The sequence below is a fragment of the Acinetobacter sp. AS5 genome (assembly GCF_048957595.1).
GTDB lineage: Bacteria > Pseudomonadota > Gammaproteobacteria > Pseudomonadales > Moraxellaceae > Acinetobacter.
Genome location: NZ_JARDAL010000002.1, coordinates 109,020 through 130,504 on the forward strand (window position 1 = coordinate 109,020; position 21,485 = coordinate 130,504).

General features: G+C 42.8%; 21 protein-coding genes. 11 read left to right on the top strand and 10 right to left on the bottom strand.

Annotated features, from left to right (window positions below; all coding sequences use genetic code 11):
• Positions 1–41: 41 nt before the first annotated feature.
• The 3 genes from PV763_RS01565 to PV763_RS01575 form a co-directional block, all read right to left on the bottom strand.
• Positions 42–1,259 carry an IscS subfamily cysteine desulfurase gene (locus PV763_RS01565; protein WP_004279813.1) on the bottom strand — a complete coding sequence of 406 codons (1,218 nt, stop codon included), beginning with the start codon at positions 1,257–1,259 and terminating at the stop codon, positions 42–44.
• Position 1,260: 1 nt separating this feature from the next.
• Positions 1,261–1,734 carry an Rrf2 family transcriptional regulator gene (locus PV763_RS01570; RefSeq protein ID WP_004279811.1) on the bottom strand — a complete coding sequence of 158 codons (474 nt, stop codon included), beginning with the start codon at positions 1,732–1,734 and terminating at the stop codon, positions 1,261–1,263.
• 112 nt (positions 1,735–1,846) lie between these two features.
• Positions 1,847–2,497 carry a hypothetical protein gene (locus PV763_RS01575; RefSeq protein ID WP_004646765.1) on the bottom strand — a complete coding sequence of 217 codons (651 nt, stop codon included), beginning with the start codon at positions 2,495–2,497 and terminating at the stop codon, positions 1,847–1,849.
• A gap of 203 nt (positions 2,498–2,700) precedes the next feature.
• Between PV763_RS01575 and PV763_RS01580 the strand changes: the two genes are divergently transcribed.
• The 3 genes from PV763_RS01580 to PV763_RS01590 all read left to right on the top strand — a co-directional run bounded on the left by PV763_RS01580 (position 2,701) and on the right by PV763_RS01590 (position 5,605).
• Complete coding sequence (locus tag PV763_RS01580) at positions 2,701–3,174, top strand: phasin family protein (protein ID WP_004646766.1); 474 nt, start codon at positions 2,701–2,703, stop codon at positions 3,172–3,174.
• 162 nt (positions 3,175–3,336) lie between these two features.
• Entirely contained in the window at positions 3,337–3,609 is a 273-nt protein-coding gene (locus tag PV763_RS01585) for an HU family DNA-binding protein (protein ID WP_004279807.1), read from the top strand.
• Positions 3,610–3,739: 130 nt separating this feature from the next.
• Positions 3,740–5,605 (top strand): SurA N-terminal domain-containing protein, encoded by a 1,866-nt coding sequence (locus tag PV763_RS01590; RefSeq protein ID WP_004646769.1) that lies wholly within the window; start codon positions 3,740–3,742, stop codon positions 5,603–5,605.
• A 61-nt stretch (positions 5,606–5,666) separates the two neighbouring features.
• Here PV763_RS01590 and PV763_RS01595 read toward each other — a convergent pair whose 3' ends face one another.
• Complete coding sequence (locus PV763_RS01595; protein ID WP_004646770.1) at positions 5,667–6,536, bottom strand: DUF2797 domain-containing protein; 870 nt, start codon at positions 6,534–6,536, stop codon at positions 5,667–5,669.
• A gap of 34 nt (positions 6,537–6,570) precedes the next feature.
• On the opposite strand from PV763_RS01595, the gene PV763_RS01600 reads away from it, so the two are divergent.
• Entirely contained in the window at positions 6,571–7,041 is a 471-nt protein-coding gene (locus tag PV763_RS01600) for a DUF6231 family protein (protein WP_004279801.1), read from the top strand.
• A 105-nt stretch (positions 7,042–7,146) separates the two neighbouring features.
• A complete protein-coding gene (locus PV763_RS01605) occupies positions 7,147–7,818 on the top strand; it encodes a YidB family protein (RefSeq protein ID WP_004646772.1) in 672 nt (223 codons plus the stop codon).
• A gap of 65 nt (positions 7,819–7,883) precedes the next feature.
• Here PV763_RS01605 and PV763_RS01610 read toward each other — a convergent pair whose 3' ends face one another.
• From PV763_RS01610 to PV763_RS01620, 3 genes are read right to left on the bottom strand one after another with little or no spacing between them, the layout of a single operon-like run.
• A complete protein-coding gene (locus tag PV763_RS01610; protein WP_004279798.1) occupies positions 7,884–8,498 on the bottom strand; it encodes an OB-fold-containig protein in 615 nt (204 codons plus the stop codon).
• A gap of 19 nt (positions 8,499–8,517) precedes the next feature.
• A complete protein-coding gene (locus tag PV763_RS01615; RefSeq protein WP_004279797.1) occupies positions 8,518–8,826 on the bottom strand; it encodes a Rieske (2Fe-2S) protein in 309 nt (102 codons plus the stop codon).
• Between the two features lie 14 nt (positions 8,827–8,840).
• Positions 8,841–9,845, bottom strand: a complete 1,005-nt coding sequence (locus PV763_RS01620; protein ID WP_004646774.1) for an adenosine kinase — start codon at positions 9,843–9,845, stop codon at positions 8,841–8,843.
• Positions 9,846–10,121: 276 nt separating this feature from the next.
• Here PV763_RS01620 and PV763_RS01625 point away from each other — a divergent pair, with 276 nt between their 5' ends.
• From PV763_RS01625 to PV763_RS01635, 3 genes are all read left to right on the top strand, one after another.
• Complete coding sequence (locus PV763_RS01625) at positions 10,122–10,574, top strand: GNAT family N-acetyltransferase (RefSeq protein ID WP_004646775.1); 453 nt, start codon at positions 10,122–10,124, stop codon at positions 10,572–10,574.
• A 165-nt stretch (positions 10,575–10,739) separates the two neighbouring features.
• The gene (locus tag PV763_RS01630; RefSeq protein WP_004646776.1) at positions 10,740–13,679 is read left to right on the top strand and encodes an insulinase family protein; all 2,940 of its coding nucleotides are present in this window, start codon (positions 10,740–10,742) and stop codon (positions 13,677–13,679) included.
• Between the two features lie 21 nt (positions 13,680–13,700).
• On the top strand, positions 13,701–14,840 hold the full coding sequence (locus tag PV763_RS01635; protein WP_004646777.1) for a phospholipase A: 1,140 nt from the start codon (positions 13,701–13,703) through the stop codon (positions 14,838–14,840).
• A gap of 70 nt (positions 14,841–14,910) precedes the next feature.
• Here the strand turns inward: PV763_RS01635 and PV763_RS01640 are convergent, their stop codons facing one another.
• The 3 genes from PV763_RS01640 to ilvA all read right to left on the bottom strand — a co-directional run bounded on the left by PV763_RS01640 (position 14,911) and on the right by ilvA (position 18,608).
• Entirely contained in the window at positions 14,911–16,251 is a 1,341-nt protein-coding gene (locus tag PV763_RS01640; protein ID WP_004646778.1) for a TrkH family potassium uptake protein, read from the bottom strand.
• Positions 16,248–16,904 carry a potassium channel family protein gene (locus PV763_RS01645; protein ID WP_004646780.1) on the bottom strand — a complete coding sequence of 219 codons (657 nt, stop codon included), beginning with the start codon at positions 16,902–16,904 and terminating at the stop codon, positions 16,248–16,250. Before PV763_RS01645 ends, PV763_RS01640 begins: the two co-directional genes overlap by 4 nt.
• 165 nt (positions 16,905–17,069) lie before the next feature.
• On the bottom strand, positions 17,070–18,608 hold the full coding sequence (gene ilvA, locus PV763_RS01650) for a threonine ammonia-lyase, biosynthetic (RefSeq protein ID WP_004646781.1): 1,539 nt from the start codon (positions 18,606–18,608) through the stop codon (positions 17,070–17,072).
• 104 nt (positions 18,609–18,712) lie between these two features.
• Here ilvA and rpiA point away from each other — a divergent pair, with 104 nt between their 5' ends.
• The 3 genes from rpiA (at position 18,713) to argC (ending at position 21,442) form a co-directional block, all read left to right on the top strand.
• On the top strand, positions 18,713–19,384 hold the full coding sequence (gene rpiA, locus PV763_RS01655; protein WP_004279784.1) for a ribose-5-phosphate isomerase RpiA: 672 nt from the start codon (positions 18,713–18,715) through the stop codon (positions 19,382–19,384).
• A gap of 138 nt (positions 19,385–19,522) precedes the next feature.
• Positions 19,523–20,203 (top strand): M48 family metallopeptidase, encoded by a 681-nt coding sequence (locus PV763_RS01660; RefSeq protein ID WP_004646782.1) that lies wholly within the window; start codon positions 19,523–19,525, stop codon positions 20,201–20,203.
• A 183-nt stretch (positions 20,204–20,386) separates the two neighbouring features.
• Positions 20,387–21,442, top strand: coding sequence for an N-acetyl-gamma-glutamyl-phosphate reductase (argC, locus tag PV763_RS01665; protein ID WP_171057010.1), 1,056 nt, complete (start codon positions 20,387–20,389; stop codon positions 21,440–21,442).
• The last annotated feature ends 43 nt before the right edge of the window (positions 21,443–21,485 follow it).

A 21,485-nucleotide genomic window follows, 5' to 3' on the forward strand; every position in this document is an offset into this window, starting at 1 on the left:
AATGAGATAGCAACGGATTTGTCACTATCTCAGAATGAAAATTAGTGCTCAGCCCACTCAACTTTAGAAAGGTCAATACCTTCCTTATACATATCCCAAAGCGGAGAAAGTTCACGTAACTTCTCAACAGCAGCTTTAGTGATAGTCAATACGTGATCGATATCTTCTTCAGTGGTGTATTTACCGAAGCTGAAGCGGATCGAACTGTGTGCAAGTTCGTCTGAAAGACCCAATGCACGAAGTACATAAGATGGTTCAAGTGTTGCAGATGTACATGCCGAACCTGAAGATACCGCAGCATCTTTCAATGCCATCATCAATGATTCGCCTTCAACGAAGTTGAAGCTAATATTCAGGTAGTTCGCTACGTTTTGTGTTGGATGGCCGTTCAGGAACACTTGTTCAAGACCTTGTAAACCATTCCACAGCTTGTCGCGAAGTACACGTAAACGAGTCTGTTCAGCTTCCAAGTTTTTGCCTGCAAGTTCAAACGCTTCACCCATACCTACAATCTGGTGAGTCGCAAGGGTACCTGAACGCATACCACGTTCATGGCCGCCACCATGCATTTCAGCTTTAAGGCGTACACGCGGGCTACGACGTACAAACAGTGCGCCAATACCTTTAGGGCCATAGATCTTATGCGCAGAGAAGCTCATCAAATCTACTTTTAAAGTTGAAAGATCAATTTCAACTTTACCCGCTGCCTGAGCTGCATCGACATGGAAGAAAATCTTGTTGGCGCGAGTGATTTCACCAATCGCTGCAACATCAGTCACAGTACCGATTTCATTGTTTACCATCATCAGGGAAACAAGAATTGTGTCTGGACGGATCGCTGCCTGTACCATTTCAGGCGTAATTAAACCGGTTTGAGGTTGAGGCTCAATATAGGTAATTTCAAAACCTTCAGACTCAAGCTCACGACAGGTATCTAAAACTGCCTTATGTTCGATTTTAGAGGTAACGATATGTTTACCTTTAGATGCATAGAAATGAGCCACACCTTTAAGCGCAAGGTTGTCTGACTCGGTTGCACCTGAAGTCCATACGATTTCACGTGGATCAGCTTTAATTAAATTCGCAACTTGTTCACGTGCATATTCAACTTTTTCTTCTGCTTGCCAACCATACGCGTGTGAACGAGATGCCGCATTACCAAAGGTACCATCGAATGTTAAGCATTCCATCATACGTTCAGCAACCTGAGGATCTACAGGAGTTGTAGCTGCATAATCAAGATAAATCGGACGTTTCATGTCAAATACCTGTAACCGATAAAAGGGCTGAATCTAAAGGTGCTGATTTTTGGCGTAATGACACAGTCTGGACGTTGTCACGTGCAACCAGATCAGCAAGCGAGATTTTTTCTAAATAATCGGCAATGTGATGGGAGAGTTCCTGCCATAAATCATGAGTCAAGCACATCGCGCCATTCTGGCAATTGCCTTTATGGTCACAGCGAGTCGCATCAACTGTTTCGTTTACAGCTTCAATAATTGCTAACACAGTAATTTCATCTGCATTACGTGCTAAATGGTAACCACCATTTGCGCCACGAACACTAGAAACTAAACCATGACGCTTGAGCTTCGCAAATAACTGCTCAAGATAAGCAACAGAAATAGTTTGACGTGCTGCAATTTCAGCGAGCGTTATCGTTTTTTCAGAAGGCTGCAAAGCTAGATCAAGTAGAGCAGTCACAGCGTAGCGACCGCGAGTGGTTAGGCGCATGATTCGATACACATGGTTAGACTAGATGTGTAGATTTTATGAATCCCGACTAAATTAGTCAAGTTATTTTTAGTAGACCTTAGTGGGATTTAATTTTTGGAGAATGAAAGATTTACATGCTCAGCCAATTATACACTAATAACATAATCAAAAGTACGCTGCTCAGGCCAAAAATGATATTAATACGCTTTTGACGGCGTTCGATCCGTTTCAGGCGGTTTTTATACTGTTTGACTTCCACTTGCAGGGTATTGATCTTGGAGCGCTGTTCTTCAATTTTCTTTAAAAGCGGTGCAATACGCTTTTTAGAAGCAATAATTTCCGCTTCATCCGTCGGCGCATCAGACAGCCAGTGTTTCCAGTCGGCTAGTACTTTTGGCAAGCTGAATACGGTTAACAGATCACGAAACTCATCTTTTAAAACCTGATTGCCATCAATGCGCATGCTGCGAATGCTACGACGATTGCCAAAAATGAAAATTTTAATCAGATCGGGAAGTGTAGTGCGCACATCCAGGTCGACAATGCGGCCCGGTGCTTTGTGGTCAAATAATAGTCCATTGGGGGTGAATTGCACATAAAAGTCGAAATATGGAATATAGCTATTGATTTTAATCGAGATGTTTTTATCTACAAACTTTTTGGCCTGTAATGCAACGACACGATCATGCTTGAGAATGAAAGTAAATATTGTCTCTAAAACAATTAACGTCATCGTAAGCAACAAATGCGGTTGATTTTGACTTTGTTGCGATTCGCTCATATACAACCAATCCTTACCTGAAATATAAAGTGAAAAAGCTTCCTGCTTGTGAAGAGATTTCAGGGTTAAATCAAATTAGACTTGAAATAAATTGCTTTGTAGAACAGTTTATCAAATCTATCAAGTACTAAATTTGCTATTATGCAGTGGTTTTGTAGAATAATTTATAATAATTGCGCAGAAAACAAACAGGAGCCGTGCACATGGACAAGTCAAAAACAGCACAAGACTCAGCTGAAGCTTCGAATGAGAAAATGCTGAAACCCAAGTCTAAATCTGCCTCGGAGCGCAAATCGGTTCTTGATTTTCGTAAATACACCAAACAGATCTGGTTGGCTGGACTTGGGGCATTTTCACGTGCAGAAGAGGAAGGCAATAAACTGTTTGACTCGCTGGTCAAGGTCGGGGAAGAACTTGAATCTAAAACTGCAGATATTGCCGATCAAACTGTAGAGAAGGTTTCAGAAAAAGCCAAAGAGTCGGTCACAGACACCAAAGACAAAGTGGAAAAATTAATCGACAACTCTGTTCATCACTCATTGAATCGTATAGGATTAGTCACACTGAAGGATGTACAGTATTTGGAACGTTTAATTCTCCAGTTGCATGCCAAGGTTGATCAGTTGACTGCGGAACAAGAAAAAATGAAAGAAGAATTGCCGAAAAAACTTAAATAAAATGACTTTATTTATTATTCAATGTTTTTTTCGCATATTTTTTGAAAAAAAAGAGGTTCTTAAGTATTGCGTTTATACCTAAAGCATTGCTATAAAGGCGTTATGGCATGTTAAACCAATTCTTGAACCTTAAATAAACGATATTAAGAGGACGTAATCTTCATGAATAAATCAGAATTAATTGATGCAATTGCAGAAAAAGGGGGATTATCTAAGGCTGACGCAGGTAAAGCTTTAGATGCTACAATTGCTTCTGTTACTGAAGCTTTAAAATCGGGTGATACAGTAACTTTAGTGGGTTTTGGTACTTTCGGTGTGAAAGAACGCGCTGCACGTACTGGCCGTAACCCACAAACTGGTGCTACTCTTGAGATCAAAGCAAGCAAAGTACCTAGCTTCAAAGCAGGTAAAGGCTTAAAAGACGCTGTAGCTTAAGCTTACCCAGCGACGAAACGCGCCTTCTTTGGCGCGTTTTTTATTGATAAATTTAATTGTGATGATTAACACATTCATTCAATGGGTATTTTCGGTTAAAATCCTTTGCAAATAAAATATTGGAATACTTATGGAAGCTTTTCGTAAAGTTATTAAGGGTTGGTTGGGCAAAGTCTTGCTCGTTCTGTTTTTGACCCCGTTAGCACTTGTAGGTATTGAAGGATATTTTAGCAGCGGAAACTCTGATGCGGCAAAATCAGTGAACGGGACTGAAATATCTCAAAAAGAATTAGAGTCACTGACCAAATCATTTAAAGAACAATATCTCAGTTATGCCAATGGGGATGAAACTTTACTGAATCAAAGCTTCATTGACCAGAAAGCCATGGATACTCTGGTTGCACGTACTTTATTGCTGCAACAGGCTGAAGAATTAGGGATCAGTCTGAGTGACCAGCAAATTGAACAGATGATTGCTCAGCAGCCTACTTTCCAGCAAGATGGCAAGTTCTCGAATGCTTTATATGAAAATTATCTAAAATCAATTGGCATGACCAATCGCGCTTTGATTGAAAGTTTACGTAAAGATCATGCGCTGAAGATGCTGTCATCGACTTTCCTGGATTATCCACTGGTAAGCCCAGTCGAAATGCAGCAGATTGCCGATTTACAAACTGAACAACGTCATATTCATATTTCCAGCATTAATCTGGACAGCTATAAAAAAGATGTCAAAGTGACGGATGCAGATATTGCTGCTTATTATGAAAAACACAAAACGCTATTTAAACAGCCGACCAGTGTAGATGTCGACTATGTGGTGTTAAAGCCAAGCGATATTCAGGTGGAGAGTTTAGCGGTTACAGAGGCTGAGCTTCAGGAAGCCTATACCGCCTTTGTTGCAACACAAAAACAGACAGTTAAACCAGATGTGAAGCATATTTTAATTACGGCGGACAGTCGTAGTGATGCTGAAGCAAAAAAACTGGCGACCGATATTGCAGCCAAAATTAAAGCCGGTACTACTTTTGCTCAGGCAGCAGCACAATATTCTGAAGACCCTGAATCTAAGTCTAAAGGTGGCGCGCTTGCCGTTTATGAAGAAGGTGTATTTGGTACTGCATTTGATCAGACGGTTAGTTCTTTAAAATCGGGTCAGGTGTCTGCACCAGTGAAAACAGATTATGGTTACCACATCATTTCTGTGCAAACGCCAGATGTTGCAGTTCCTTCTTTTGAATCACAAAAAGCACGTTTGTCTGAAGAAGCCTTGGCTGCTAAAAAATCCAATGCATTCTCTGATACGGTCAATACGCTAAATGATATGGTGGTAGGAAGTGATTCTCTGGATGTCGTTACACAGGAAGTTAAAGGTGTACAAGTCCAGAAAGCCCAAGGTGTAACACTTTCGACCCGTGATCCTGTGCTGAGCGATGCTAACCTCAAAGTCAAATTGTTTAATGACGATGTTAAAAATGGTGATCGTAATGCTTCATCAAGCATTCAGTTAGCCAATGGTGATGTAGCCTGGATAAAGGTGCGTAATTATCATGCAGCCGGCGAACAAACATTGGCAGAAGCAAAACCCCGTGTTAAGGCTCAGTTGATTGAAGACAAGGCAGCTGCTTTGGCAAAAGCAAAAATTCAGAAAGCTTTGGATGAGTTCAAAACCAAACCGGCTGCAGCAGTGGCGAAAGGTGATTTGATCTTTGAAGATGCTGGCGTTTACACACGTGCTGAAGGTTTACTAAAACGTGATGTACAGCGTGCGGCCTTTAGTCTGCCGACACCAAAAGCAGGCCATTGGTCAGTGACCACAGCGAAAATGCCGAATGAACTGGTTGTGGTTGCGGTATCAGAAGTGAAGAAAAATCCGGTGGATGTATTAAGTGCAGAACAGCGTAGTGAGTTGGTGAAGTTATATCAGCAACTTCGTGGTCAGCAGGAATTTGATGACTATACGCGTTACCTGAAATCTCAGGCAAAAATCAAATAAAATTGTTGTATAAAAAAACCAGCCTGCGGGCTGGTTTTTTGTTTTCTAGGCAAATAATGGTTTAAGCACGAATAATCAGTTGATAACCGGTATATTTGCGCATATTAATCACGCCAGTATCCAGAATTAAATACTGGCCCTTGATGCCTTGTAATTTGCCACGAATCACAGGAGTTTTATCCAGATTATGCGATTTAATCTTTTCCGGATATTGTTCTACCGGATAAATAAACTCTCGTGCGAATTCATCTTCCAATACTTCAATATTTTCATTAAATTCTAGATTCTGATTAAATTCTTCGCGAATGCTTTGAATTTTAGGCGCAAATTCTTCCAGCAGTTGTTCACGCACTTCAATCAGGTTCAATGGTTCTGCTTCACCTTTCAGTAGCTTGCGCCAGTCAGTTTTATCAGCAACCTGCGTACCAAACATGACCTCAAGCTTTCCGGAAAGACGACGTGAGCCCACTTTCATAATCGGCAGGGCTTGGGAGGCACCCTGATCAAGCCAGCGAGTCGGCATTTGGCTGGTACGGGTAATGCCGACCTTTAATGCACTGGAATTGGCCAGATAGACAATATGTGGTTGGAAGCAGACATTCTGTGCAAATTCATCTTCGCGGCAAGTGCCCAAATGATAATGGCACGTCTCTGGCTTCATGATGCACATATCACATGAAGCATTGGTTTTAAAACATTTAAAACAGTGACCTTGCGAAAATGATTTGGAAGTTTTGTTGCCACAAGACACGCAGTAAATATTACCGGTCCATTCAATCTCGATTTCTTGGCCTAAATTAAACGGAAGATCAATTTCTGCACGATCTAAAATTAATTTATATTCAACATTTGCCCGCTGTATCTGTTGATCAGTTACACTAAGGTCCTTGAGGCCGACGTGCATTTTATGACAAATGCCCTGAAGTTCCATAAAAATTACTCACTTAAATCATAAGGATGCAGTTATGGCTGAGCAGAATGTCATTACTTCAATGCTAGACGATTTCGCACAGGAACAGCCAATTCATACTGCTATTTGTATTGGGCAGGACTTGAGCCAAGTCCAGTTTCAGCCAGCTATTCAATGGTCCTATTTTAGCGTATCTGACTTTTTAAATCTGCCTTTTCAGCAACGTTATGACTTGGCTGTGGTGATGCTGGATACTGCAGAAACAGAACATTTGTCTGAACAGATCATGAGTCAAATTCTGGTGAAATTACGTGATTTGTTTGCCAAACGGCTAGTGGTGATCAGCCGGCTGCAAAATGAAAAGTTATTGAGAGCTTTAGGATTTACCCAGCTGATTGACAAGACCACACATGAGGCCGATTTTGCGCTGTGGCAGTTTAATATTTTAACCTATAAGCACGTGCCAGACTGGTTTAACTCCAAATTTTGGGCTAATCCGGAAAACTGGGATAAATTTCGCTGGTAAACCGAAAACCTGCTTAACCAAGATTGCAAATATTAACACAATCTTGCCTAGACAATATGAGGGCAGGCCGTATTCTGTAATTAAGATGCACATAGGATATAGGACATGACAAACCTGAGTAGTATTGTGGAAATATTAGCAAAGCAGGCATTGGGTGGTGGGCAGTCGCAGCAAAAGTCCTCACAACAAGGTGGCTTGGCAGATATCCTGGGGTCTGTGCTAGGGCATTTAAACCAGTCAAATTCTCAGCAAAATCAAAATACTCAAAACCAGCAAAATCAAACCGGCCAGCAGACTCGACAAAATGGTCTGGGGGCAATTTTAGGTTCAGTAATAAGTCAGTTCGGTGGTAGTGGTACTCAAGGTACTGCTCAGCCTCGTTCAGGATTGGGTGGTTCTACTGGTAAAACCTTATTGATTGCAGTACTGCCTTTAGTGCTGGCCTGGATTCAAAAACAGGGCGGTTTACAGGGTGCATTAGACAAGCTAAAAGGACAGGGGCTCAATAGCCAGGTCGATGATTGGGTGTCGACCGGCCCCGGTGAAAATGCCAATGTCGATCCGCAGCAGGTGCAAAACCTGTTTGATGATCAGGAAGTTGAAGCAGTTGCACAACAAACCCATGCACCGAAGCAGGATGTGTATAGTGCGATTTCACAGGTCTTGCCGCAGATTATTGATTCGCTTACTCCACAAGGTGAGCAAACCAGCAAGCAGGAAGCCAATAATGATATTCAAAATGTATTGAATATGGTTTCAGGACTTCTTAAAAAATAAATATAGACATTAAAAAATCCCGATATCTGTCGGGATTTTTTAATAACTATCAAATGATTTAGAATTTAATCTAGATTCATGCTGAACAGCTGATTAGATTTACAAATTTTCTTGGCAACATAATGAGATTTTCTCATGCGAATCAGGATAATCTGCGACTGAAAACCGAGTTCACCAAACTCAGGTTCTACCTGTACATAATGCAGTTGCCCATACTCATCTCGCACCCGCGCTTGAGCAGAAAAACCGGGTCGGGCATTGCCACTGGAAATTGTCGCCAAACGGCCAAGTAAATTGACATTGTTCTTTTTATATTTAGGTGGAATGACCTGATCCAGACAGTGAATCATAAAAATAGTAAAAAAAGTCGCAATGATTAAAGCCGGAATAATCAGGTAATAAGCAGGCAGAAATTTAAATTCCTGAGAATAGATCAGGAACTGTAAAACATAGCCGGCAAAACTAAAATTCATCAGGAAGAAAAACACAATCAAGGTTTTGGAGAATTTGACGTTTAGTAGATCCATCTGCTGAAAGTCATAAGGTGAAATTTTTTGCAGAAACTTGCTGGGTCTGAGTCCAAAATAGAAACCAATGGTTTTCACCACACCGAACAGAATAATCGCCAATAAACTCAGATGAAAAGGCATCAGGTTATAGTCTAGAAAAAATGCAGGCATGGTGAAGTCCGTTTTAGTCTTATTCTGAGAGGTAAATTCCACCATCAGAATGCACGGTAATCTCTACTTTTTCAAGTGCTTGACCTTGGCAAGGCCCAGAAATGCATTCACCGCTTTCTACCAGAAACAAGGCGCCATGCGTGGAGCATTCAATAAATTCCTGATCGCGATCCAGAAACTGGTTTTCCAGAAATTCCAGTTCGACCTGCAAATGCGGACACAGGTTTTGATAGGCATAGAAGGCACCGTCACGCTGTGTGATAAAGATATTATCTCCATCGGGAAGCTCAAAAGAGCGTGCTTCGCGTTCTGGAACGTCTTCGGTCATGCAAATTTTAAACATTAAGCACATTCCTTTTGAAAGTCTTGTAATAATGCCGCATAGTCTTCAACTGCCAGGCGTGGACCAAATTGTGAAACCACCTGGCTCGAAATGAGAATCGCCAGTTCAGCCGCAGCTTGAAGACCCAAATTAGCATTCAATCCGTACAGGAAAGCCCCGGCAAAAGCATCACCGGCACCGTTGGCATCTACTGCAGGCACTTTACGGCCAGGAACAGTAAATGTATTTTGATAATCCGAAATCAGTGCGCCTTCAGCTGACAATGTAATGACAACGTGCTGACTGATTGTTTTTAATTTAAGCAGGGCTGCCTCAAGATTATCTGTTTCTGTATACATCAGCGCTTCTTGCTGGTTACATAACAGCAAGTCTACACCATCTGCAATCATTTCATCCAAACCGGCACGCGCGTATTGCACCATGGCAGGATCAGATAAAGTTAGGGCAATTTTAACGCCATTGGCACGGGCAATATCACGTGCTTGTTGTACCGCATGACGTGCTGTGTCAGAAGTTGATAAATAACCTTCGAGATATAGCCATTTCGCGCTATTTAGTGCGCTGAAATCAATTTGTTGATCAGTCAGTTCGGCCGTAATACCCAGATAGGTATGCATGGTACGTTCAGAATCAGGGCTGACCAGAACCATACATGTCCCTGTTACGCCTTCACTGATCGATTGGGTGGTGGTCTTAATACCTGCATCATTCAAACCCTTCAGGTAGATGTGCCCCAGTTCGTCATTTCCGACACGACAGCCATAAAATGCAGAACCACCGAGCGCAGAAAATGCCACGGTAGTGTTGGCTGCTGAACCGCCTGAAGCCTGACCCTTATACACTTGAGTCGCTTGAAGATTTTGATAAAGAGTGGCCTGAGTCTCACCATCTGCAAGTTGCATGGTGCCTTTTTGCAAGTGATGTGCAGTTAAAAAGTCATCAGAAACTTTAAATTCTTGGTCAATCAGCGCATTACCAATCGCAAAAAGATCAACAGTTGCCATGTTCAAATATCACATTAAAAATGAAAGTCCTAAGTTTACACGATTGCTTGGGATTGCTGTAGTTTGCTGAATCATTTTCAAATATTTTTCAAAAATGCTGTATTTTGTTCAGCAGCTATCTTTGGTCTAAAAACTGACTTATTTTTGTGCACTGGTGTGCTGCAGCATTGATTTAAGGATCACATTTTATTTATAAAGAGATATCGCTCCTGGCATGATACTTTAAGTCGCTTGGCAACAGTGATTCTTCACAACAATTTCAAATAGTGTGCGTATATGAATATTAAAATTGTAACAGCCGAACAACTCCCGGATCAGATCGAAACACTGGCAACTCTGGCACGTAAAGAAGGCTATAATTTGGTAGATAAGTTAATAGAAGAATATCGCACCGGGAAAAACTGCTTTAGCCACGCCAATGAATATTTGGTGGTGGCGCATGATGGCAAGAAACTGGTTGGCTGTGGTGGCTTAAACCAGCAATGGGGAGATAACGGCATTGAAGACCGCATTGGTCGTGTACGCCGTTTTTATGTGCATCCGAAATATCGTCAGCATGGCGTAGGCAAACAGCTTTTGGCTTACCTAGAGCAATTGGCACGTCCGCATTATTCGGCTTTATGCTTACAAACAGATACCCGACTGGCCGCCAGTTTTTATCAAAAGCAGAATTATGTATTTGTAGAAAATAATCCAAGCTATAACTATTTTAAATATCTGATTTCTTAAGCTTGTAAATACTCATCTAGATGCAGGAAGTAAATTTGATGATTTAATTTTCAAATGATCAAGTTTACTTAATTCGATCAAAATCCTCGGTTTTCAACGTGAATAATTCAAACAACTAAAGCTATAATGCGCTTAGTTATTTTAATTAAAGCATTAGGAGATCGCATGACTGTAGATGTCACTGAAACCATTTCTCAAACTGTACATCCTGCGTTTCAGTTGGTACGTCAACAACATGTTGAAGCTTTAGACATTTTCGTGTCTGAATATAAACATAAAGTGACTGGCGCCACGCATTATCATCTGGCGACCAATCACGACGAAAATGTCTTTCTGGTGGCGTTTCGTACCCAGCCGATGGATTCTAAAGGCGAAGCCCATATTCTGGAACATACTGCGCTGTGTGGTTCAGAAAAATTCCCGGTGCGTGATCCATTCTTCCTGATGATTCGCCGTTCATTGAATACTTTCATGAATGCCTTTACTGCGGCTGACTGGACTGCGTATCCATTTGCGACCCAAAATAGTAAAGATTTCCAGAACCTGCTCGAAGTGTATATGGATGCAGCATTTGCTGCGAACCTGAATCCATTGGATTTTGCCCAGGAAGGCATTCGCATTGAGCTGGAAAATGGCGAGCCTGTCTATAAAGGCGTAGTTTTTAATGAAATGAAAGGTGCGATGAGTTCGCCTTCAGACCAGCTGTATCACACGCTGGCGCATCATTTATATCCGCATACCACCTATCATTATAATTCTGGTGGTGATCCTAAAGATATTCCTGACCTGACTTACCAAGAGTTAGTAGATTTCTATAAGTCACATTACCATCCAAGTAATGCAGTCTTCATGACCTTTGGCAATAAAACAGCATTTGAATTGCAAGAGCAGTTTGAACATCTGGCATTATCCAAATTTGAAAAAGGTCAGACGCTGTATCCAACACCTGAAACCCGTTTGACTGCACCATTGACGGTTACCGACAGCTATGCGGTCGATGCCGAAGATCTACAGGACAAGACCTATCATGTGCTGTCATGGTTATTGCCGGAAGCTAGTGACATTAAACTGCGTTTGGGCATGCGTTTAGTTGAAGGGATTCTGCTTGAAGATTCAGCATCACCACTGCGTCATTATCTGGAAACGTGTGGTTATGCAGATGCAACAGGTCCATTCATGGGCGTGGATGATTCTAATTTTGAAATGACTTTCTACTGTGCGGTGCAGGGTTCAAATCCTGAACATGCAGAAGAATTTAAAAATGGTGTGTTTAAGGTTCTAGAAGATGTTGCCTCTAAACCGGTTGATCAGAACATGGTCGATGCGATCCTGCATCAAATTGAATTGCATCAGCGTGAAATCAATGGTGATGGTACGCCGTATGGTTTGAGCCTGATTCTGAGCGGTCTGGGCAGCGCGATTCATCACCGTGATCCGGTTGAAGTTTGGGATGTGGATTCTGCGATTGCCGCAGTTAAGGAAGAGCTGCAAGATCCGATGTGGCTTTCCAATCTGATCAAAGAGCATCTGCTGGATAACCCACATCGTGTCCAACTGACACTGGTTCCCGATGCGACCAAATCTGCCAAAGAAGCGGCTGATGAAAAAGCGCGTCTAGCCGAAATTGGAAAGAATCTGACTGAAGAACAAAAAGCTGAAATTATTGCCCAGACTGAAGCATTGAATGTTCGTCAGGACACGCCGGATGACTTGAACTTATTGCCGAAAGTCGGTCTGGAAGATGTCCCTGCGGAATTGCAAATTGTTCAAGGCCAGTTGCGTGAGATTATCTGTAACCGTGTTGATACGCCGTTGAACCTGTATCATGCCGGCACCAATGGGATTTATTATCAACAGGTTCTGGTCAATATTCCGGATGAAGTGGTGCAGTCGCCTTACTTTAACCTGCTGTCGATCCTGATGGGTGAAGTTGGTGCGGGTGAGTATGATTATCTTGAGTTCCAGCAACTGCAAACAGCGGTAAGTGGCGGTCTGGGCATGGGCGCATCTTTGCGTTCTAAAGTCGATGACAAAAACAAAATTACTGCCTGGTTGACGTTGACCACCAAATCTTTGGTGAATCATCTGGATGCAATTCGTCTGTTAAAGATCGGTTTTGAACAGCTTCGTTTTGATGAGAAAGACCGTATTGTTGAACTGTTACAACAGCGTAAAACGCGCTGGCAGTCACGTATTTCTGGTTCTGGACATAGCTATGCAATGCAAACGGCTTCACGTCAGCATAGTGCATTGGCTTTGCGTGATTATCACAATACCGGTTTGGGTGCATTGAACTGGCTGATCGAGCTGGTGTCTAAGATCGAAAAAGATCCGGCTGAATATGATCTGCTGATTGATGAATTAAAACGGATTCATCGGGTCTTGTTGCAAGCACCAAAGCAATTCCTGTTAGTCTGTGAAGAGCCGCAGTCTGAGCATCTGATCGAAGAAATTCAGAATGTCTGGGACAAACTTGCTGTTGATCCAGCACCGGTTGCATTGACTCAAGTCGAAAAAGTAACCCATGATCAGCACGAAGCCTGGTTGATTCAAGCCAATGTCCAATTCTGTGCGGCTGCTTATCCGGCAGTTGAAGTCTCACACCCTGATGCTGCTGCCTTGATGGTACTAGCGGGTTATTTGCGTAATGGCTTCCTGCACAGCGCCATTCGTGAAAAAGGCGGTGCCTATGGTGGTGGTGCGAGCTATGACGGCAATGCCTGTTCGTTCCGTTTCTACAGCTACCGTGACCCACGTCTGGCAGAAACCTTCCAGGATTTTGATGCGAGTATTCAGTGGTTACTCAATGCACCACAACAGCCGCATCAACTGGAAGAAGCCATTCTGGGGCTGATTGCCAGTATGGATAAACCAGGCTCACCGGCAGGCGAAGCCATTACTGCATGTTATTCCTACTTGCATCAACGTACGCCAGCGTTCCGTAAAAAATTACGTGAACGTTTATTGAATGTCACACTGGATGATTTGCAGCGTGTTGCACAGACCTATCTGGTCGAGCAGCAGGCGACGAAAGCCGTTGTGGCACCAGTGGCAAAACGTGAAATGCTGGAGCAGCTTGGTTTTGTAATTCAACAAGTTCTATAAATAAAAAAAAGAGGATAAGGGATGGCGCTTAATTCGTTTAAGCGCTCAACTCTACAGCTGAGCGTGTTGCTGGGCTGTGCAGTTGGGACGCAAGTGAATGCGGAAGAAACAGTAGTCAACAGTCCCACGCCGGCAACGGCTGAAGCCTGTGCTGCACTGGAAATTAGTGCAGAGCGTCTGGCCTGTTATGATACTTTATTTAAAATTCCGGTTACTGATAAGCCTGCAATCGTTTCTGAACGTCGTGCAGCAGCAGAAATTGCGCCTGAACCCGACAATTTAAAAGCGAAAATTGGTCAGACTGTTTCCAATATTTACGCTTCTGAAGGATCAAAGCTGACGCCGAATCTGTCTTTGCTGGATAGCCGCTGGGAACTCTCTCCGGAAAGTAAATTAGGCACCTGGAACATTCGTTCTTATCAGCCGGTGTATTTGATGCCAGGTTTCTGGACATCAAACAAGAATGAATTACCCGAGAGTGAAAATCCCAACAATATAGAGACAGAGAAACAGAATCTCACCTCAACTGAAGCTAAGTTTCAACTGTCTTTAAAGACCAAGGCGGTTGAAAATATCTTGGGAGATAATGGCGATCTCTGGCTTGGTTATACTCAGTCTTCGCGTTGGCAGGTGTATAACTCGGAAGAATCACGTCCGTTTCGTGAGACCAACTATGAACCCGAAGCCAGTTTGATTTTCCGTACCAATTATGATCTTTTGGGTCTGAATTGGCGTATGTTGGGATTGACCATCAATCATCAGTCCAATGGTCGTTCTGATCCGTTATCACGTAGCTGGAATCGGGTGATGCTGAATCTTGGTTTTGAAAAAGACAATTTTGCCTTGATGGTTCGTCCTTGGTATCGCTTTGAAGAGAAGCGAGAAGACGATAACAATCCAGAGATCAAGAACTATATTGGCCGTGGAGACATGACCGCATTTTATCGTTATAAGGAGCATGATTTTTCATTGATGCTACGACATACCTTAAAAGGTGGAGATGAAAACCGTGGAGCGGTACAGTTCGACTGGTCATTCCCGATCAGTGGGCGTTTGCGTGGCCAATTCCAGCTTTTTGATGGTTACGGAGAAAGCCTGATTGATTATAACCATCGTGCCACGTATGTCGGTTTAGGTGTTTCCTTGATGAACTGGTTCTAGGATTCCAACTTTAAACATCTTGGAATGAAAATAAAAAACCATGCCGCTGCATGGTTTTTTTATAGATAGATTAGCCAATCTGGATTTCTGAAGGCGGATGTTTGAGACGACTCTTTTTCGGAGTCGCAATAAAATAAGCAAGCGTCAGTGGCCCTAGACGCCCTGCGAACATTAACAGCATTAGAATAATCAAACTGGCAGGTTGTAGTTCCTCTGTTACCCCTCGGGACAAACCGACGGTACAGGCCGCAGACACGGCTTCAAACAACAGATCCAGAAAATCCTGCTCAGGTTCCAGGATTAATAAGCTCATAAAACCCATCATGATCAATGCTGCAGTAATACACACGACGGCCAATGCTTTAAACGTAGTTTTTTCAGGAATAGAGTGATTAAACAGCCGGATCTCATCTTCGCGTCTTAAAAAACTGATTACGCTGATGACCACAATAATAAACGTACCGACCTTAATGCCGCCCGCCGTACTTAAGGAGCCGCCCCCGATAAACATGAGCAGCATGGTAACGAGACTGGATGCATCGCTCATTTGTTCCATTGGCAAGCTATTAAAACCTGAAGAGCGGGGAACGGTGGCATGGAACCAGGCATTCACGGCCTGATCGCCCAAACTCATGAGACCCAAGGTGTGTGGATTGGAAGCCTCTAGTAGCCAAAGTACGATAAAAGCACTTAGGTTCAGACCCAGAATCGTTGAGAGGATTAGCTTGCTGTTGGTACTCAACTTACGCCAGCGCTTATGTTCTTTGACGTCCATCAGCACCAGAAAACCGATACCGCCAATGATATACAACATACTGATGGTAAAGGTAATCAGATATTGCCCTGAAAAACTCATCAAGCTATTTGGAAATAGTGAAAATCCACCATTATTAAAAGCGGAGACACTATAAAAGGCTGCATAAAATAATGCATCAGTGAATTGATATTCTTTAAGCCAGGACAAGGTCAGAATCAGCGTGCCGATCGCTTCAAAGAATAGAGAATATAAAAACACGGCTTTAATGGTAAAACTGACTTTTTTCAGACTAGTTTGTCCAATGGACTCCTGTGCCATGACTTGTTGTTTTAGCCCCAGTTGCGGTGCCAGACTCATCACTGCCAGAATGGCAAAGGTCATAAAACCCAAGCCGCCGCATTGCAACAAAAACATAATCACGATTTGACCAAATACGGTATAGGCTTCACCGACATTCACCACCGATAGCCCGGTAATGGTCACAGCAGAAGTTGCTGTAAAAATCGCCTCCAGCCAGCTGATTTCTCCATGATGTGCAATAGGCAGCATCAATAGCAGTGAGCCGATCAGAATTAATCCGAGAAAACCCAAAGCCAGTAAGCTCGGAGGACTGAGGTTAATCGTCCTGTGTTGCTTTAAATCAGAACTTTTCATAAATGTTTAAAATATTTAGCAAGACGGCGCAAAGGTTCCAGCAATCCTTCAACCAGTAAAATGTCGCCTTCTTGAAGAATCTGATTGGCATCTACGTGGTATTGCAGCGTAGATCCGCGTTTATGTAATAAGGTGGTAATTTCAGGTATATGCTTCATCAACTGATTCAACGGTGTACCATGATGATCTGCATGAATCTCGATCTTGACAATATAGTGATCATCTTCAAGTGACATATAACGGCTAACCATCGGGTAGCTGAGTGATTGTGCCACACGGACGCCCATATCTTCTTCTGGGTGAATAATTTTTTCGACGTTCAGATGGGTCAAAATCATATGGTGGGCTTTGGATTTGGCTTTGGCCCAAATTTTCTTTACACCCATATTTTTCAGATGCAGTACACACAGAATGCTGGCTTCAATATCTTCACCAATTGCGACTACGACCGCTTCACAGCGCTGGATATCCAGTTCATCCAGGACATGCTCATCGGTTGCATCGGCAATGACCGCATGGGTGAGCTGATCGGAAATATTTTCCACATATTTTTTATCGAGATCGATTCCAATCACATCATGTTTCAGGCTGATCAGTTGAGTCGCCACTGTTGCACCGAAGCTGCCCAGCCCAATGACTGCAAATAATGCCATGCATATTTCCTTAAATCTTTTTATTTCAAATCAGTTCATGTCTAAGTATGTATCTTAAAGATTTTTATAGTTTTCAGCTATCTGGCCTTACATAAATACTTCATACATTTTCATTCAGCCGGACATAAAAAAACCGCCTCGAAAGGCGGTTTATGTTTGAAAGAATTACTTCAAGAAACGTTGATAACCCAGATTATTGGTAATTTCCTGATATGGATAGGTAATGGTTTCGAGAGTTTCGATCAAGCCATCCGGATTCTGTTGTGCATCGGTTGCTTCAAGACCCACCAGAACACGTCCTTCAGCAGCGCCGTGGTTCCGGTAGTGGAACAGGGTGATATTATGGGTTGGGCCAAGACGTTCCAGGAACATCAGTAAAGCGCCAGGACGCTCCGGGAATTCCACGCGGAACAGGCGCTCATTTTCAATATCGGCATGACCACCGATCAGGTAACGGATATGCAGTTTGGCCACTTCGTCATCAGACAGATCGTCAACGTCATACTGGAACTTTAAGGTTTCATAAATTTCCTGACGTTCTTTCTCGCCATTTTTCAGACTGATGCCGACAAAGACTTGCGCAGCAGAAGCATCGCTGGCACGGTAGTTAAATTCAGTAATATTACGGCCTTGTAATGCACGGCAGAAACTCAGGAATGAACCTTTCTGTTCCGGAATGGTCACGGCAAAAATCGCTTCTTTGCGTTCACCCAGTTCGGTACGTTCAGCGATATAACGTAAACGGTCGAAGTTCATGTTGGCGCCGCAGACAATCGACACCATGTTCTTCCCTTCGATGCCATGTTCAGCCACGTATTTTTTAATACCTGCCAGAGCCATTGCACCAGATGGTTCTACAATGCTACGGCATTCGTCATAAGTGTCTTTAATCGCTGCACAGACTTCATCCGTATTCACCAGCACCACATTCGGTTCCACGATTGGGCCAGAATTGTCCGATTTTTGCAGACGAATCACATCAAATGGTTTTTCACCAATTTGGGCTACCGCTGTACCATCAGCAAACAAGCCCACAGATGGGAGAATCACACGTTCATTTGCTTCTAAAGCAGCTTTTAAACAGGCAGATTCGTCGTATTCCACTGGAATGACTTTAACGTGGGGTGCGACATCACCTAAATACGCTGCAACACCTGCGATCAGGCCACCACCGCCAACTGCGACAAACACGTAATCCACATCGCGCCATTGACGCAGGATTTCATTAGCAATCGTACCTTGGCCAGCAATCACCAGTTCATCATCATAAGGCGGAATGAAGGTCATGCCATCTTCCTGGGCACGTTGAATCGCATACTTGTTGGCGACATCAAATGAATCACCATGCAAAACCACTTCGCCACCAAGACGCTTAACCGCCTGTACCTTGATATCAGGTGTGGTTTTAGGCATCACAATAATCGCGCGAATACCCAGCTTTTTCCCTGAGAGTGCCACGCCCTGTGCATGGTTACCCGCTGAAGCAGTAATAACGCCACGTTCCATTTGTGATTTCGGTAATTGACTAATACGGTTATAGGCACCGCGTAGCTTGAATGAAAAAACCGGTTGTAAATCTTCACGTTTAAAGCGGATATTATTATTGAGTCGTTCGCTAATTCGTGGCGCTGCTTCGAGTGGAGTTTCGATTGCAACATCGTAGACCGTTGCTTGTAAAATTTGTCGAACCAAACGAGACAGCATGTTAATTTTCCATCTAACAGTTTAAAATAGGGGCTTATTGTAACAAACCACACGGCTTTGCGGTTTAAAAAAGCTGCAAAAGTCCAAAATAGTTGAGTGAAGCCATGAGTCTATATGCAACCCAAGATGAGAAAAAACAAGCAGCAGCCAAAGCCGCTTTAAAACACTTGCCAAAAGGGGGCATTTTAGGCGTAGGTACAGGCAGTACTGTAAACTTTTTAATTGACTTATTGCCTGAGCTGCAATTGGAAGCTGCGGTAGCCAGTTCAGAAGCAACTGCACAACGCTTGAAAAAACTCGGCATTGAAGTGGTAGATATGAACTCTGTCAGTGGTCTGGATGCTTATGTTGATGGTGCAGATGAAATTGATCGTCATATGCATATGATCAAAGGTGGCGGTGCAGCGCTGACACGTGAAAAGATTGTTGCCTCTATTGCGAAAAAATTTGTGTGTATCGTGGATGATTCTAAATGGGTTGGACAATTAGGGCGTGAGTTCCCGCTTCCTGTAGAAGTGATTCCAATGGCGCGTTCTGCAGTCGCGCGTAAAATCGTATCTTTAGGTGGCGATCCTGCGTACCGTGAAGGTGTGGTCACTGACAACGGTAATGTGATTTTAGATGTGTACAACCTGAATATTCTAAATGCACTTGAACTGGAAAAAACCTTAAACGATATTCCGGGCGTGGTATGTAACGGTATCTTTGCGATCAACAAAGCAGATATCGCCATTGTCGCGACTGATAACGGAATTGAAGAGCGTACAGCGGTTTAATTAAACTTTCTAGAAAAAATCCCTCTAAATCTCCCTGAGCGAAGTTTTGAAGCACTGCTTTAAAACAAGTGCAAGAAGGGAGACTTTTAAAAGCCCCTCTTTGAAAAAGAGGGGGTTAGGGAGATTAAAAAAACTATAATGACCTTATCCGATCTACCCGAAATCCAAATCACCCGAAATGTCCGTTCAACCCGGTTACGTTTGCGTGTCGATGCGACCCAGATTCGCCTCACAGCCCCGGTTTTTTGCAGCAAAAAACAGATACGGCATTTTATTGAACAATCTGAAAGCTGGCTGATTAAAACCTGGCAATCCCAGCAAGAAAAAATCGAAAATATTGACCGGACGTTACCGATTGAGCTGCGGTTATTTAATCTAAAAGAACCTGTACAAATTTCTTATCAAAGCCAGAAGAGCAACTTCATTTTTGATCATAAAAATTTACAGCTTTGCATCAGTGACCGACATCCTGAAGAATATTTAAAAACTTTCGTGATTGCCTACGCAAAAGAACAGCTTCCTTCATATTTAAATCTTGTCTCACAGCAATGTCATTTGCCTTTTAAAAACTGCAGTATTCGACAACCTAAAACCCGGTGGGGCAGTTGTTCGGCCAAACATGACATTATGCTGAATAGTGCGCTAGTATTATTTCCTGAAGAGGTCACGCATTATGTCGCTGTCCATGAACTGGTACACACAAAGCATTTTGATCATAGTCCACGCTTTTGGGCAGAAGTTGCTAAGCATGATCAGCATTTCCAGCAGCATCGTATAACGCTGAAAAATACGCCGTTGCCATATTGGTGGGGTGCCTAAAACCATAATTAATAAGTCCATATAACTCTATTGAAATAGCCTAAGCAAATTAAAAGTTTCATGATCAAAATCGGACTTATCCTACTGATCAATTAAAAAACCAGCAAACCCCAGTGAAATGGTTTAGAAAACCTCAACTTCCTGTCATACTAGGCTGTATAAAGGAAACATTTATTTGAGGTAATCATCGTGATTTCAGTGGGTATTGTGGGTGGTACGGGTTATACAGGCGTTGAACTTTTGCGTCTTTTGCTACGACATCCAGATGTAAATGTAACAGCACTGACATCACGTACTGAAGCAGGTCGTCGTGTAGATGACATGTTCCCAAGCTTGCGCGGGCATACCAATCTTAAATTTTCTGATTTGAGTCTGGGTTTATTAAAATCATGCGATGTGGTGTTCTTTGCAACGCCGCATGGTGTCGCAATGAAACATGCCGAAGAGCTGGTTGCTGCAAATACCAAAGTGATCGACTTGGCGGCAGATTTTCGTTTACAAGATCTTGAACAGTTTGAAAAATGGTATGGCATGCAACATGCATGTCCAGAACTGTTAAAAGATTCTGTTTATGGTTTATCTGAGCTAAATCGTGAAGAAATTAAAAAGGCCAGTGTGATCGGGAATCCGGGGTGTTATCCAACTACAGTTCAGTTGGGTCTGGCGCCGGTCTTAAAAGCGGCTGAAGCATTGGTGAAACCTGAAAGCATTATTATCGATGCCAAATCTGGTGTATCAGGTGCAGGTCGTAAAGCCAGTCTGGGCATGATTTATTCTGAAAATTCCGATAATTTTAAGGCCTATGGTGTAGCGGGTCATCGTCATCACCCTGAAATTGTCGAAGCATTGGAAAAAATTTCAGGTCAAAAAAATGTGTTTGATCATATTTTATTTGTACCGCATTTGGTGCCGATGATTCGTGGTATGTTGTCGACCATCTATATCGATTTAACTGAAGCAGGCCAATCAGCAGATTTACAAGCGCTATATGAGCAGTTCTATGCCAATGAAGCATTTGTCGATGTTATGCCGGCGGGTAGCTCACCCGAAACCCGTTCAGTGCGTGGAGCGAATCAGTTGCGTATTGCCTTGTATAAGCCACAACCAACGAAACTGGTTGTACTGGTTGCACAAGACAATCTGGTAAAAGGGGCAGCAGGTCAGGCTGTACAAAACATGAACCTGATGTTTGGTTTTGCTGAAGACGCTGGCTTAAATAATATTGGTTTATTACCATAAAAAACGTATTAGAACTTCACACACATTTAGATTTGCATTTAAA

Coding starts and splice junctions, on each gene's coding strand:
- PV763_RS01565 (WP_004279813.1), bottom strand. CDS start 1,259: ATGAAACGTCCGATTTATCTTGATTATGCAGCTACAACTCCTGTAGAT.
- PV763_RS01635 (WP_004646777.1), top strand. CDS start 13,701: ATGGCGCTTAATTCGTTTAAGCGCTCAACTCTACAGCTGAGCGTGTTG.
- PV763_RS01570 (WP_004279811.1), bottom strand. CDS start 1,734: ATGCGCCTAACCACTCGCGGTCGCTACGCTGTGACTGCTCTACTTGAT.
- PV763_RS01575 (WP_004646765.1), bottom strand. CDS start 2,497: ATGAGCGAATCGCAACAAAGTCAAAATCAACCGCATTTGTTGCTTACG.
- PV763_RS01585 (WP_004279807.1), top strand. CDS start 3,337: ATGAATAAATCAGAATTAATTGATGCAATTGCAGAAAAAGGGGGATTA.
- PV763_RS01630 (WP_004646776.1), top strand. CDS start 10,740: ATGACTGTAGATGTCACTGAAACCATTTCTCAAACTGTACATCCTGCG.
- PV763_RS01605 (WP_004646772.1), top strand. CDS start 7,147: ATGACAAACCTGAGTAGTATTGTGGAAATATTAGCAAAGCAGGCATTG.
- PV763_RS01625 (WP_004646775.1), top strand. CDS start 10,122: ATGAATATTAAAATTGTAACAGCCGAACAACTCCCGGATCAGATCGAA.
- PV763_RS01660 (WP_004646782.1), top strand. CDS start 19,523: ATGACCTTATCCGATCTACCCGAAATCCAAATCACCCGAAATGTCCGT.
- PV763_RS01615 (WP_004279797.1), bottom strand. CDS start 8,826: ATGACCGAAGACGTTCCAGAACGCGAAGCACGCTCTTTTGAGCTTCCC.
- PV763_RS01610 (WP_004279798.1), bottom strand. CDS start 8,498: ATGCCTGCATTTTTTCTAGACTATAACCTGATGCCTTTTCATCTGAGT.
- PV763_RS01590 (WP_004646769.1), top strand. CDS start 3,740: ATGGAAGCTTTTCGTAAAGTTATTAAGGGTTGGTTGGGCAAAGTCTTG.
- PV763_RS01580 (WP_004646766.1), top strand. CDS start 2,701: ATGGACAAGTCAAAAACAGCACAAGACTCAGCTGAAGCTTCGAATGAG.
- PV763_RS01645 (WP_004646780.1), bottom strand. CDS start 16,904: ATGGCATTATTTGCAGTCATTGGGCTGGGCAGCTTCGGTGCAACAGTG.
- PV763_RS01595 (WP_004646770.1), bottom strand. CDS start 6,536: ATGGAACTTCAGGGCATTTGTCATAAAATGCACGTCGGCCTCAAGGAC.
- PV763_RS01600 (WP_004279801.1), top strand. CDS start 6,571: ATGGCTGAGCAGAATGTCATTACTTCAATGCTAGACGATTTCGCACAG.
- rpiA (WP_004279784.1), top strand. CDS start 18,713: ATGAGTCTATATGCAACCCAAGATGAGAAAAAACAAGCAGCAGCCAAA.
- ilvA (WP_004646781.1), bottom strand. CDS start 18,608: ATGCTGTCTCGTTTGGTTCGACAAATTTTACAAGCAACGGTCTACGAT.
- PV763_RS01620 (WP_004646774.1), bottom strand. CDS start 9,845: ATGGCAACTGTTGATCTTTTTGCGATTGGTAATGCGCTGATTGACCAA.
- PV763_RS01640 (WP_004646778.1), bottom strand. CDS start 16,251: ATGAAAAGTTCTGATTTAAAGCAACACAGGACGATTAACCTCAGTCCT.